Source organism: Streptomyces sp. NPDC037271 (assembly GCF_055603605.1).
In genome coordinates, this window is the sequence record NZ_JBVJVN010000003.1 from 302,946 (window position 1) to 316,169 (window position 13,224).

Here is a 13,224-nt window from a genome sequence, read left to right on the forward strand (position 1 = left end):
GCCGTGCTGAAGGCGACGCTCAGGAGCTTCCTCGCGCACAAGGGACGGCTGGTGCTCTCGGCGCTGGCGGTCATGCTGTCCGTGGCGTTCGTCGCGGGCAGTCTGGTCTTCTCCGACACCCTCACCCGTACCTTCGACCGGTTGTTCGCCTCCACCGCCGCCGATGTCACCGTCCGCCCGCGGGAGGGGCTCGACGAGTCGGTGCCCTCCGGCAGGACGGCAACCGTGCCGGCCGCGCTCGCCGACCGGCTGGCCGAGGTCGACGGGGTCGCCGCCGCGCGCGTGGACGCGGAGGTCGAGAACATCACCGTCGTCGGCGACGGGAACGAGTCGGTGAGCCCGACCACCGGCGCCCCCACGATCGGCACCAACTGGAACCCGACCGACCGCAGCCCCGTGGAACTCACCTCGGGTCACGCCCCGCGCGGCCCGGAGCAGGCGCTGCTCGACTCGGAGACCGCCGACCGCGCGGACGTACGTATCGGCGACACCCTCACCGTGATCGCCCCGCCGGGCTCGTTCGACGTCGAGATCGTCGGCATCGCCACGTTCACCACGACCAACCCCGGCGCGGCGCTGCTCTTCCTGGACACACCGACGGCGCAGGCGAAACTGCTGGGCGACCCCCGCGCCGCCACCGGCATCTCCGTCGAGGCGGCGGCCGGGACCAGCGACGACCTGCTCAAGCGGCGCGTCGCCGACGCCCTGGGCGCGGACAGCTACCAGTACCGCACGGCCGCCGAGCAGGCCCAGTCGGACGTCGAGCAACTGGGCGGATTCCTCGACGTCATCAAGTACGTCATGCTCGGCTTCGCCGGGATCGCCGTCCTGGTCGGCGTGTTCCTGATCGTCAACACCTTCTCGATGCTGATCGCGCAACGCACCCGCGAGCTGGGTCTGCTGCGCGCGCTCGGCGCGGACCGGCGTCAGGTGCGACGCTCGGTACTCACCGAGGCGGTGCTGCTCGGCGTGGTCGCCTCGACGCTGGGCCTGGCCGCGGGCATCGGGCTGGCCGCGGGACTGATCGGGCTGATGAACGCGATCGGCATGAACATCGACTCGGGCGAGATGGTCCTCGGCTGGGCGACGCCCGTCGCGGCGTACGTCGTCGGCGTCGGGGTGACGTTCCTCGCCGCCGGTCTCCCGGCACGCCGTGCGGCGGCCGTCTCCCCGATGGCGGCCCTCGCGGACGCGGAGATCGCCGGGGTGGGCCGGCCGCTGCGGACCCGGGCCGTGGCCGGCGCCGTGGCCGGAGTCCTGGGTGTGGCCGCGCTCGTGGGGTGCGCGGTGGCGACCAGGACCTCGTCGGCGGCGTCGCTGCTGGTGCTCGGCGTCGTCCTGACCCTCCTCGCGACCGTCATCGCCGGTCCGCTGCTCGTCCGCCCGGTGATCCGGGCACTCGGCGCGGTTTTTCCGGTGGTGTTCGGTGCCGTCGGCCGGATGAGCCGGCGCAACGCCCTGCGCAACCCCCGCCGCACCGGCGCCACGGCCTCCGCGCTCATGGTGGGCATCGCACTGGTCGGTGGGATGTCGGTGGCCAGCGCCTCGATGACCGAATCCTTCGACCGGCAGATCGACAAGGTGATGGGCGCCGACTTCGTCGTGCAGAACGGCGGTTTCATGCCGTTCCCGCGGGAGGTCGGTGAGCGGGTGCGCCAGACCGAGGGCGCCGGGCTCGTCGTACGGTCCCGGTTCGTGCCGGTCGCCGTGCGGCTGCCGGACGGCGACCGGGTGGAGGCGACCGCCACGGGCTACGACCCGCGCCTCGACGACGTCGCCAACATCCCGTACGCGCGCGGGGACACGAAGGCGGCGCTCGCGCCAGGTCACCTGGCGATGGACGCGGACTTCGCCCGGGAGCACGGCGTACGCGCCGGCAGCACGGTCCCCGTCGAGTTCCCGGGCGGGCGCACCGCCGACCTGACGGTGGGCGCGCTCACCGACCAGGAATCCGCCGAGGGGTTCGGGATGGAGGGCGGGCTGTTCTTCGGCCTGGAGACGCTGGAGCGGTACGCGCCCGGTGGCCAGGACTCGTCGCTGTACGTGAATGCCGCGCCGGGGACGAGCGCCGACGCACTGCGCGCGCACCTGGAACGGACGCTCGACCCGTACCCGCAGGTGCAGGTGCGCGACCTGGCCGACTACAAGGAGCTGGTGCACGACCAGATCGCGGTCCTGCTCTACCTCGTGTACGCGCTGCTCGGCCTGGCGATCGTCATCGCGGTGCTCGGCGTGGTCAACACCCTCGCGCTGTCGGTGGTGGAGCGCACCCGTGAGATCGGACTCCTGCGGGCCATCGGGCTCGCCCGGCGTCAGTTGCGCCGGATGATCCGGCTGGAGTCGGTGGTGATCGCGGTGTTCGGCGCGGTGCTCGGGCTGGCCCTGGGGCTGGTGTGGGGTGTGTGCGTGCAGCAGGTGCTGGCGCTGGAGGGGCTGACGGCGTTCGCGATCCCGTGGGGCACGGTCGTCGCGGTGGTGGTGGGTTCGGCGGTGGTGGGCGTGGTGGCTGCGCTGCTGCCCGCGTGGCGGGCCTCGCGCATGAATGTGCTGGCGGCCATAGCGCACGAGTGATTGACTCCGGTGGCCCGAAGTACCCCGCCGTGGAGGAGGTTTCATGTCGCGTCCGTTCCGCTTCGGCGTCAATCTGATGGCGCCCGCACCTGCCGACGAGTGGAGCGCGAAGTGCCGGCGGGCCGAGGAGCTGGGGTACGACGTGATCCTGGTCCCGGACCATCTCGGCATGCCGGCGCCGTTCCCGGCGCTGGTCGCGGCGGCCCGGGCCACGGGGCGGCCTCGGCTCGGCACGTTCGTGCTCAACGCGGGGTTCTGGAATCCCGCTCTGCTGGCCCGGGAGGTGGCGACCACGGACGCCCTGACGGGCGGGCGCCTGGAACTCGGGCTCGGCACCGGCTACGTACGGGCGGAGCATGACGCGGCGGGGCTGCCGTTCGGCTCGCCCGGCGAGCGGGTGGACCATCTGCGGCGCACCGTCGAGGAGCTGGAGCGACTGCTCGGCGACGAGGAGTACCGGCCGCGGCCGGTGCAGCGGCCCGGGGTGCCGCTGCTGATCGGCGCCAACGGCGACCGGATGCTGGAGCTGACCGCGCGGCACGCCGCCATCGCCGCGTTCACCGGCGGACGTACCGTGCGGGGCAGTTCGACGGGGCAGCTCGCCCCGGTCACGGCCGAGGAACTCGACGAGCGCGTGGCCCGGTACCGGGAGCTGGCGGCGGGCCGCGAGGAACCGGCTGAGCTGAACCTGCTCATCCAGATGGTCGTCGTGACCGAGGACCGCGAGGCCGCCGTCCGGCCCCTCCTGGAGCACGTGCCGCACCTGACCGCCGATCAGGTGCTGGAGTTGCCCATCTTCCTGGCCGGAACCCTGGAACAGATCACCGCGCAGGTACGGGCGCAGCGCGAACGGTACGGATTCACCTACCTGACGGTGCTGGAGCCGTACATGGAGGTTTTCGCTCCGGTGATGCGGGCGTTGCGCGGCGTCTGACGACCGGTACGCGCGCCCCGGGCGCCTGCGGGGCGGTCCGGCGGGTACGGCCGTCCGCCCGCCTGGCCGGCCCGGCGTGCGCGGCCGTCCGGCGGGTGGAGCCGCCCAGCGCGCACGGCGGTCCGGGGTGTGTGGCCGTTCGGCGTGCGCGGCCGTCCGGCGTACCGGGCGGTCCGCATGCCGGAATGTCTCGTGGCGGTCCGGCGGGCGTGATGGGATCGCCGCATGACCGAACTGCGTATACGGGCCGCCGGGCGGCCCGGGGATCTGGACGCCGTGCTCGCCTTCTGGAAGGTGGCCGCGGAGGGGACGAGCATCAGCGACGACCGGGAGGGGGTGGAGCGGCTGGTGTCCCGCGACCCCGACGCGCTGATCCTGGCCGAACGCGGCGGCGACCTGGTGGGCACGGTGATCGCGGGCTTCGACGGCTGGCGGTGCCATCTGTACCGGTTGGCGGTGCACCCGGACCACCGGCGCCAGGGCATCGGCTCGACCCTGCTCACGGCCGCGGAGGAGCGGTTCGTCCGGCTCGGCGGGCGCCGCGGGGACGCGATGGTGCTGCGGCGCAACGAACGGGCCCAGCATGCCTGGCGGGCGGCCGGGTACGCGCCCGAGGAGCAGTGGCGACGCTGGGTGAAGCCCCTCCCCGACTGAAAGGCTGTGACCACCGGCGCATGAGCGAGTCCAGTCCCCATCGGCGATTCTCCCGGCGCCTGCCGCGGCGCGTCTCCCGGCACGTCGCCCGGCGCGTCCCCTCGGCGCACGACATCGCGCGAACCTCCGTGTCCTGGCCGATCATGGACCCGAGGTGACCCGATGACCGAAGTGCTCCTGCTGCTGGTGGCGATCCTGCTCGCGCTCGCGTGCGGCGCCTTCGTCGCGGCCGAGTTCTCGCTGACCACCGTCGAGCGCGGTGAGCTGGAACGGGCGGCGGCGCGGGGCGAGCGGGGTGCGGCGAGCGCCCTGAAGGCCGTACGGAACCTGACCTTCCAGCTGTCCGGGGCGCAGCTCGGCATCACGGTCACCAATCTGGTCGTCGGCATGCTCGCCGAGCCGTCGGTCGCGGCGCTGATCGCGGGCCCGCTGGAGAGCGCCGGGATCTCGCGCTCTGCCTCCTCCTCGCTGGCGCTGGTGCTGGGCACGGCGCTGTCGACGGTCTTCCTGATGATCGTCGGCGAGCTGGTGCCGAAGAACTGGGCGATCTCCTCGCCGCTGGCCGTGGCCAGACGGGTGGGCGGTCCGCAGCGCTGGTTCAGCGCGGCCTTCCGTCCCTTCATCACCCATCTGAACAACACGGCCAACCGCATCGTGCGCCGCTTCGGTGTGGAGCCCGCCGAGGAACTCGCGTCCGCGCGCGGGCCGCAGGAGCTGGCGGCGCTCGCCCGGCACTCGGCCAAGGAGGGCGCGCTGGAGGCCGACACCGCCGAGCTGTTCGTGCGGACCCTGAACCTCGCCGACCTGACGGCGCAGAACGTGATGACCCCGCGCGTGCAGGTCGTCGCCCTCGACGCCCGGGCGACGTGCGAGGACGTGGCGAACGCGACGCGGGCGACCGGGCTGTCCCGGTTCCCCGTCTACCGGGACACCCTCGACGCCGTGGTCGGAACGGCGCACGTCAAGGACGTCCTCGCGGTGCCGGCCGAACGGCGGGGCCGGATCGCGGTCGCCGAGCTGATGCGCGAGCCGCTGCTCGTCCCGGAGTCACTGACCGTCGACCGGCTCCTGGACCGGCTCTCCGGGCGACGCACGATGGCCGTCGTGATCGACGAGTACGGCGGGACGGCCGGTGTGGCCACGCTGGAGGACATCGTCGAGGAGGTCGTCGGCGAGGTGCGGGACGAGCACGACCCGCACGAGACGCCCGAGCTGGATCCGGCCGGCACCGACGAACAGGGGCGCGCGCTGTACCGGGCCGACGGCGCGGCCCGCGTGGACCGGCTGACGCGCCTGGGACTCAAGGTGCCCGAGGGGCCGTACGAGACGGTCGCCGGGCTGGTCGCGGCCGGGCTGGGGCACATCCCCGCCGTCGGCGACACCCTGGAGGTCGCCGGCTGGCGGCTGGACGTCGTGGACGCCACGGGTCGCAGGGCGGCCCGGGTGCTGCTGCACGCTCCGCTCGACGACGCGAACGAAGAGGAGCCCGGCCGGTGACCGCCGTGCAGCTGCTGATCGGTCTGGCGACGCTCGTCGTCAACGCGTTCTTCGTGGGCGCCGAGTTCGCGCTGATCTCCGTGCGCCGCAGCCAGGTGGAGTCGTACGCCGAGGAGGGCGACCGGCGCGCGAAGAGCGTGCTGTGGGGTCTGGAACACGTGTCGGCGCTGATGGCGGCGGCGCAGCTGGGCATCACGCTGTGCACACTGGTCCTCGGCGTGGTCGCGGAGCCGGCGATCGCACACCTGCTGGAGCCGGTGTTCCACGCGGTGGGCGTGCCGTCCGGCGCGGGGCACGCGATGTCCTTCGTGATCGCCCTGGCGCTGGCGACGTATCTGCACATGCTGCTCGGCGAGATGGTGCCGAAGAACATCGCGCTGGCCGAGCCGGTGCGCAGTGCGCTGGTGCTCGGGCCGCCGCTGGTGGCGCTGTCCCGGGCGCTGCGCCCGGTGATCTTCACGATCAACGCCTTCGCGAACGCGGTACTCAAACTGCTCAGGGTCGAGACGAAGGACGAGGTCTCCGCGACCTTCACGGATGCGGAGCTGGCCGAGATCGTGAAGGACGCCAGTGATGCCGGGCTCATCGACGACCGGGCGCAGGAGCGCCTGCACGACGCCCTGGAGCTGGGCCGGCGGCCGGTGCGGGACGTGGTACTGCCACTGGAACGCGTCGTCCACGCGCGCGTGGGCATCACTCCGGAGCAGTTGGAGCGGCTGTCGGCGGAGTCCGGGTTCTCCCGTTTCCCGGTGGTGGACGACGGGCGACGGATCGTCGGCTACCTGCATGTGAAGGACGCCCTGGACGCCTCACCGCGGGACCTGCCCTTCCGGCTGCGGGACATGCGGCCCATCGCCCGGGTGAGGGAGCGCACCCCGCTGGACGACGTACTCACCGCGATGCGGCGCAGCCGCACGCACGTGGCGGCCGTGCTGGGGTCCGACGGGCGGCTGGCGGGGCTGGTGACCATGGAGGACGTACTCCGGGAACTGTTCGGGCAGCGAACGTGAGTCTGCGGGACGGAGGGCGGTGCCGGGCCGGAGGCGGAGGACGGGTGCCGGCCGGAGCGGCGAGGGCGGGTACCGAGCCGGGGGCGAGGACGGGTGCCGAGCCGGGGGCGAGGACGGGTGCCGGCGGACTCGGAGAGGGGTGCGGACCCGAAGGGCGGCGTGGACCCGAAGGGCGACCGACCGGCGGGTATGTGCAGGGGCTACCATTTCTGTCGCCATGCAGACGAATCCCACCCACACCAGTCTCGTCGCCGTCGGCGACTCCTTCACCGAGGGCATGTCGGACCTGCTGCCCGACGGCTCCTACCGGGGCTGGGCCGACCTCCTCGCCGCGCGGATGGCCGCCCGCTCCCCCGGTTTCCGGTACGCGAACCTCGCGGTGCGCGGAAAGCTGATCGGGCAGATCGTCGACGAGCAGATCGACGTGGCGGCTGCCATGGGAGCCGACGTGATCACGCTGGTCGGCGGGCTCAACGACACGCTGCGGCCCAAGTGCGACATGGCCCGGGTACGGGATCTGCTGACGCAGGCGGTGGAGCGGCTCGCCCCGAACTGCGAGCAGCTGGTGCTGATGCGCAGTCCGGGGCGCCAGGGTCCGGTGCTGGAGCGGTTCCGGCCGCGCATGGAGGCGTTGTTCGCCATCATCGACGACCTGTCCGAGCGGCACGGCGCCGTGGTCGTCGACCTGTACGGGGCCCAGTCGCTGGCCGACCCCCGCCTGTGGGACGTGGACCGGCTGCATCTGACCGCCGAGGGGCACCGCCGGGTCGCGGAGGCCGTGTGGCAGACGCTCGGTTACGAGCCCGAGGACCCCGAGTGGCACGCGCCGATCCCGGCGACGCCGCCGCCGGGCTGGGTCATGCGCCGGACCGCGGACGTCCGTTTCGCCCGGCAGTACCTGCTGCCCTGGATCGGCCGCAGGCTGACGGGCCGGTCGTCCGGGGACGGCCTGCCGCCCAAGCGCCCGGAGCTGCTGCCGTACGAGGACCTCACTCCGTGATCCCCGCACCCACGCACCCTTCGTAGGTTCCGACGAAGAGCCCCGGGGAGCTGGCCTGCAGGAATCGCCAGTAGAATCCGTTTACGTGACTTCCGCTCCCGCCAAGCCCCGCATCCCGAACGTCCTCGCCGGACGCTACGCCTCCGCCGAGCTCGCCACGCTCTGGTCGCCCGAGCAGAAGGTGAAGCTCGAGCGGCAGCTCTGGCTCGCCGTGCTGCGGGCCCAGAAGGACCTCGGCATCGAGGTGCCCGACGCCGCGATCGCCGACTACGAGCGCGTCCTCGACCAGGTCGACCTGGCCTCGATCGCCGAGCGCGAGAAGGTCACGCGGCACGACGTGAAGGCGCGGATCGAGGAGTTCAACGACCTCGCCGGGCACGAGCACGTGCACAAGGGCATGACCTCCCGCGACCTGACGGAGAACGTCGAGCAGCTCCAGGTCCGGCTCTCCCTGGAGCTGATCCGCGACCGCTCGGTGGCCGTGCTGGCCCGGCTGGGCAAGCTGGCCGGCGAGTACGGCGAGCTGGTCATGGCCGGCCGCTCCCACAACGTCGCCGCGCAGGCCACGACGCTCGGCAAGCGGTTCGCCACCGCCGCCGACGAGCTGCTCGTCGCGTACGGCCGGGTGGAGGAGCTGCTCGGCCGCTACCCGCTGCGCGGCATCAAGGGCCCGGTCGGCACCGCTCAGGACATGCTGGACCTGCTCGGCGGGGACGCGGGCAAGCTGGCGGAGCTGGAGCAGCGGATCGCCGGGCACCTGGGCTTCTCGCAGGCGTTCACCTCGGTCGGCCAGGTCTACCCGCGCTCGCTGGACTACGAGGTCGTCACCGCGCTGGTGCAGCTGGCGGCGGCGCCGTCGTCGCTGGCGAAGACCATCCGGCTGATGGCCGGCCACGAGCTGGTCACCGAGGGCTTCAAGCCCGGCCAGGTCGGCTCCTCCGCGATGCCGCACAAGATGAACACCCGCTCCTGCGAGCGCGTCAACGGCCTGATGGTGATCCTGCGCGGCTACGCCTCGATGACCGGCGAGCTGGCGGGCGATCAGTGGAACGAGGGCGACGTGTCCTGCTCGGTGGTGCGCCGGGTGGCTCTCCCCGACGCCTTCTTCGCCCTCGACGGGCTGCTGGAGACGTTCCTGACCGTGCTCGACGAGTTCGGTGCGTTCCCGGCCGTCGTGGCCCGGGAACTGGACCGCTACCTGCCGTTCCTGGCCACCACCAAGGTCCTGATGGGCGCGGTGCGGGCCGGTGTGGGCCGCGAGGTCGCGCACGAGGCGATCAAGGAGAACGCCGTCGCCTCCGCGCTGGCCATGCGCGAGCAGGGCGCCGAGCGCAACGAGCTGCTCGACAAGCTGGCCGCCGACGAGCGCATCCCCCTGGACCGCGCCGGGCTGGACGCGCTGATGGCCGACAAGCTGTCCTTCACGGGCGCCGCCGCCGACCAGGTCGGCGTCGTCGTCGCCCGGATCGAGGAGATCGTCAAGCAGCACCCGGCCGCCGCGGGCTACACCCCCGGAGCGATCCTCTGACGCGCTTCACCCAGGCGGAGCTGGAGGCCGCCCGCGACCGTCTCGTACCGGACGTCGTCGCGGACGGTCTCCGCGTGCTGTTCTGCGGCATCAACCCCGGGCTGATGACGGCGGCGACGGGCCACCACTTCGCCCGTCCCGGCAACCGCTTCTGGCCGGTGCTGCACCTGTCCGGTTTCACGCCACGGCTGCTGAAGCCGTCGGAGCAGGGTGAGCTGCCGTCGTACGGACTCGGCATCACGAACGTCGTCGCGCGGGCCAGCGCGCGGGCGGACGAACTGACCGCGGAGGAGTACCGGGAGGGCGGTCGGGTGCTGGCGCTGAAGGTGGCACGGTTGCGTCCCGGCTGGCTGGCCGTGGTCGGTGTGACCGCGTACCGGACGGCGTTCGACGAGCCGAAGGCCCGCGTGGGCCCGCAGGCGCGGACGATCGGGGGCGCGCGCGTGTGGGTGCTGCCCAATCCGAGTGGGCTCAACGCGCACTGGACGGCGCAGACGATGGCGGAGGAGTTCGCGCGGCTGCGGGTCGCGGCGGAGGCGGAGCAGCAGGCGTAGGCGCGGGCGGGCGTCACGGCGGTGCCTGCTCCGTGACGACGGCCAGCAGCTGTACCTCGTCCGCCTCGTCGTCCCGGTCGGCGACCGCCACCCCCACCCAGCGGCCGGTGCCCTCCGCCTTCCAGAGATACGCCACGCGCGCGCGGGTGCTGAGTTCGGCCCACGGCTCGGGTATCTCCTCCCGCTCGGTCCGCAGCAGGACGGTCTGCAGGTTCCAGGGGTCCGTCCGGCCCCAGCGTGCGGCGAGCAGTTCGTGGAGGGCGTCCCGTTCCTTCTCGTACTGCTCCACCGTCACGGCCCGCTCCGCCCGGTTGCCGCCGCGCAGGCCGTGGCTGCTCTCCAGGACCGCCACGAAGTGGCCGGGGCCCCCGGTGCCCGCGTCCGACGGGCCGTGCTCCGCCGGGAACGGCCGGAAGCACAGCTCGTCGATGAGGGCGATGTGCCGCGCGATGTCCATGCCCTCCAGTAAACCGGCCGCCACTGACAATTGGCGGGGCGTCAGGCGGCCGGTGCTGCCGGGCGGCGGCCGGTACCGGCGGCACCGGCGGCCGGGTGGTGTCAGGCGTCCCGGCTGCGCAGCCGCCAGGCTCCCGCCAGCAGGGCTGCCGCCGTCCACAGCGCGGTCACCGCAAGTCCGGCCCAGGGCCCCAGAGTTCCCTCGTGCGTCTGGTACAGGACGACCTGCCCCGCCTTGTCCGGCAGGAAGTCGGTGACGCCGCCCACCGCGTCCCCGATCACGAAGGAGACGATGAGGATGAACGGGATCAGGACGGACAGGGTGGCCACGCCGCTGCGGAACAGCGCGGTGAGGCCGGCCGCGAGCAGCGCCATCAGCATGAGGTAGATCCCGCAGCCCACGACGCCGCGCACCTGCTCGCCGGTGGTGAGCCCGTCCGCAGCCGGGCCGAGGCCCGCCCGGGCCGCGACGAGGGCGGCGAGCGCGGTGAGCAGCCCCACGACGAGCGCGGGTACGGCGACGACCACGAGCTTCGCCGCGAACCACCGTCCGCGCCGCGGAACGGCGGCCAGCGAGAGCCGGATCCCGTTGCCGTGGTACTCGGAGGAGACGGCCATGGCCCCGAAGGCGACGGCGGCGATCTGGCCGGGCATGACACCGGAGAGCGCCATGAACAGCGGATCGAACTCGGGCTGGGAGGTGTCGGAGATTCCGGCCAGCGCGGAGAAGGCGGTGGTGACCGCGAACACCGCCAGCAGGGTGCCGCACAGCGAGCGCAGGGTGCGGACCTTGAGCGCCTCCGAGCGGAGTACGGGCGTGAACGACATGGTCAGACCTCCTGGGGCTGTGCGGTGAACTCGGTCTCGGTGGCCGTCAGGTCGAGGTACGCCTGCTCCAGCGTGCCTTCGTCCGAGGAGAGTTCGAGGATCGGGACTCCCGCGCCGGACATGGCGCGACCGATGTCGTCCACGCGCGCGTCGTGCACGGTCCAGTACCCGTCGTCGTGTTCCACGGCATCGTGGCCGTGCCGGGCCAGGGCGGCCTTCAGGGCGGTGGCGTCCGACGTACGGACGCGGACACGCGGCTGCACGCGCGCGTCGATGAACTCCCGCATCGGGGTGTCGGCGAGCAGGCGGCCCCGGCCGAGGACGACCAGGTGGTCGGCGAAGGACGCGGTCTCGTTCATCAGGTGGCTGGAGACCAGGACCGTGCGGCCCTCGGCCGCGAGCCCGCGCAGCAGTCCGCGGATCCAGATGATGCCCTCGGGGTCCAGCCCGTTGGAGGGCTCGTCCAGCATGACCACCTCGGGATCGCCCAGCAGGGCGGCGGCGATGCCCAGCCGCTGGCGCATGCCCAGCGAGTACGTCCGCACCCGGCGGCGGGCCACCGACGCGATGCCCGTCTCCTCCATCACCTCGTCGACCCGGCGCGACGGGACGCGGTTGCTCGCCGCGAGGACGCGCAGGTGGTCCCGGGCGGTGCGCGCGCCGTGCGCGGCCTGCGCGTCGAGCAGGGCGCCGACGTGCCGCAACGGCTCGTGCAGGGTGGCGTAGGGGCGTCCGCCGACGGTCGCGGTCCCGGAGGTGGGCCGGTCGAGGCCCAGGACGAGCCGCATGGTGGTGGACTTCCCGGCGCCGTTGGGGCCGAGGAAGCCGGTGACGCGGCCGGGGCGCACGGTGAAGGTGAGGTCGTCGACGGCTCGTCGGGTGCCGTACTCCTTGGTGAGGTTCTGGACGTCGATGCTGGTCATGGAAGCAGCGTGGCGGTTGGTACCGGGTCGTGGCCTCCCCCACGGGCGGGGAGCCTCTCCCCCGTGCGGGGGAGCCGGGCTGTCGGTGCCGGGTGGCACGATGACGGGATGGTCCGCCTGCTGCGCCCGCTGGTCCGCGGGACGACGTACACACGCCTGCTGCACCTGTGGGTGCCGATGGCGGCCTTCAGTGTGTATATGTTCGTCCTGCCGCACCTGCCCTGGGGACCCCTGCTCGTGCTGGTCCCGGTCGGCCTGATCCCGGCCGTGCGGACCGGCGAGGGGGTGCAGGCGCGCCTGCTCCTCACCCCCGGCCACGAGGACTCGGCGTTCTCGGTCACCCCCTCGGCGAGCCGCAGCGACCGGCTGCGCACGGTGGCGTGGCTGGAGCTCCGCATGCTGCTGGGCGCCTTGACCTCGATGGTCTGCGTGTGGCTGCCGCTCATCGCCGTCGAGATGGTCCGGCACTCCCTGGGGTACCGCGTCGACGACATACCGGTGCTGCGGGACACCGACCCGCACTGGGTGTGGGCGCTCCTCGCGGTGCTCCCCCTCCTCGCGCTGTACGGCGCCGTGGTCGGCCTCGGGGTCCTGGTGACGGCGGCGGCCCGCGCGCTCCTCGGACCGTCCGCCGCCGAACGGCTGAGCGCCCTCGAGGAACGCACCGAGCAGCTCCTGGAGCGCAACCGCATCGCCCGCGAGCTGCACGACTCCATCGGTCACGCGCTGACCGTCGCCGTCGTGCAGGCGGGGGCCGCGCGTACGGCGAACAGTCCCGAGTTCACCGACCGGGCCCTGACCGCGATCGAGGAGACCGGCAGGGCGGCCCTGGAGGACCTGGAGCGGGTGCTCGGTGTCCTGCGGGAGACCAAGGGGCCCGCGAGCGGCCGGCCGACGCTCGCGGACGCCGACCGTCTCCTGGAGTCCGCCCGCGCCTCCGGGGCGAAGGTCGACGCCGAGGTCACGGGCCCCGTGGAGACCCTGCCCGGCCCCGTCTCCCGGGAGGGCTACCGCATCCTCCAGGAGTCGCTGACCAATGTGCTGCGGCACGCGGGTGCCGTACCGGCGCGGGTCCGCGTCGAGGTGAGAGACGGTGCGCTCACCCTGGAGGTGCGCAATCCGCTGCCGGACGGGAGGGTCACCCCCGGACGCGGCAGCGGCCTGCGCGGTATACGCGAGCGTGCCGCGCTGCTGGGCGGCCGGGCGCACACGGGACCCGACGACGCCGGCGATTGGCAGGTGCGCGTCGAGCTGCCGCCGAGCTGATCT

Annotated in this window: 12 protein-coding genes; 9 read left to right on the forward strand and 3 right to left on the reverse strand. The window is 73.1% G+C overall.

Features of this window, described 5'->3' with window-relative positions:
- Positions 1-3 precede the first annotated feature (3 nt).
- The 8 genes from ACZ7G3_RS09165 to mug all read left to right on the forward strand — a co-directional run bounded on the left by ACZ7G3_RS09165 (position 4) and on the right by mug (position 9,748).
- Positions 4-2,571: an ABC transporter permease gene (locus ACZ7G3_RS09165; protein WP_470924363.1), complete on the forward strand. Its 2,568-nt coding sequence runs from the start codon at positions 4-6 to the stop codon at positions 2,569-2,571.
- A 43-nt stretch (positions 2,572-2,614) separates the two neighbouring features.
- Positions 2,615-3,505 carry an LLM class F420-dependent oxidoreductase gene (locus ACZ7G3_RS09170; protein ID WP_470924364.1) on the forward strand — a complete coding sequence of 297 codons (891 nt, stop codon included), beginning with the start codon at positions 2,615-2,617 and terminating at the stop codon, positions 3,503-3,505.
- Between the two features lie 225 nt (positions 3,506-3,730).
- A complete protein-coding gene (locus ACZ7G3_RS09175; protein ID WP_426598491.1) occupies positions 3,731-4,159 on the forward strand; it encodes a GNAT family N-acetyltransferase in 429 nt (142 codons plus the stop codon).
- 162 nt (positions 4,160-4,321) lie between these two features.
- The gene (locus tag ACZ7G3_RS09180; RefSeq protein WP_426598492.1) at positions 4,322-5,656 is read left to right on the forward strand and encodes a hemolysin family protein; all 1,335 of its coding nucleotides are present in this window, start codon (positions 4,322-4,324) and stop codon (positions 5,654-5,656) included.
- A complete protein-coding gene (locus ACZ7G3_RS09185) occupies positions 5,653-6,666 on the forward strand; it encodes a hemolysin family protein (RefSeq protein WP_470924366.1) in 1,014 nt (337 codons plus the stop codon). The genes ACZ7G3_RS09180 and ACZ7G3_RS09185 overlap by 4 nt, the downstream gene beginning before the upstream one ends.
- Before the next feature lie 217 nt (positions 6,667-6,883).
- Positions 6,884-7,666 carry an SGNH/GDSL hydrolase family protein gene (locus ACZ7G3_RS09190; protein ID WP_470924368.1) on the forward strand — a complete coding sequence of 261 codons (783 nt, stop codon included), beginning with the start codon at positions 6,884-6,886 and terminating at the stop codon, positions 7,664-7,666.
- Between the two features lie 85 nt (positions 7,667-7,751).
- On the forward strand, positions 7,752-9,194 hold the full coding sequence (gene purB / locus ACZ7G3_RS09195; protein ID WP_426522222.1) for an adenylosuccinate lyase: 1,443 nt from the start codon (positions 7,752-7,754) through the stop codon (positions 9,192-9,194).
- Positions 9,191-9,748, forward strand: coding sequence for a G/U mismatch-specific DNA glycosylase (gene mug / locus ACZ7G3_RS09200; protein ID WP_470924549.1), 558 nt, complete (start codon positions 9,191-9,193; stop codon positions 9,746-9,748). Before purB ends, mug begins: the two co-directional genes overlap by 4 nt.
- Positions 9,749-9,761: 13 nt before the next feature.
- On the opposite strand, the gene ACZ7G3_RS09205 is transcribed toward mug, so the two are convergent.
- From ACZ7G3_RS09205 to ACZ7G3_RS09215, 3 genes are all read right to left on the reverse strand, one after another.
- Positions 9,762-10,205, reverse strand: a complete 444-nt coding sequence (locus ACZ7G3_RS09205; protein WP_470924370.1) for a hypothetical protein — start codon at positions 10,203-10,205, stop codon at positions 9,762-9,764.
- 101 nt (positions 10,206-10,306) lie between these two features.
- Entirely contained in the window at positions 10,307-11,032 is a 726-nt protein-coding gene (locus ACZ7G3_RS09210; protein ID WP_470924371.1) for an ABC transporter permease, read from the reverse strand.
- Between the two features lie 2 nt (positions 11,033-11,034).
- Complete coding sequence (locus tag ACZ7G3_RS09215) at positions 11,035-11,955, reverse strand: ABC transporter ATP-binding protein (RefSeq protein WP_470924373.1); 921 nt, start codon at positions 11,953-11,955, stop codon at positions 11,035-11,037.
- A 108-nt stretch (positions 11,956-12,063) separates the two neighbouring features.
- Here ACZ7G3_RS09215 and ACZ7G3_RS09220 point away from each other — a divergent pair, with 108 nt between their 5' ends.
- Positions 12,064-13,221 (forward strand): sensor histidine kinase, encoded by a 1,158-nt coding sequence (locus tag ACZ7G3_RS09220; RefSeq protein ID WP_470924375.1) that lies wholly within the window; start codon positions 12,064-12,066, stop codon positions 13,219-13,221.
- The last annotated feature ends 3 nt before the right edge of the window (positions 13,222-13,224 follow it).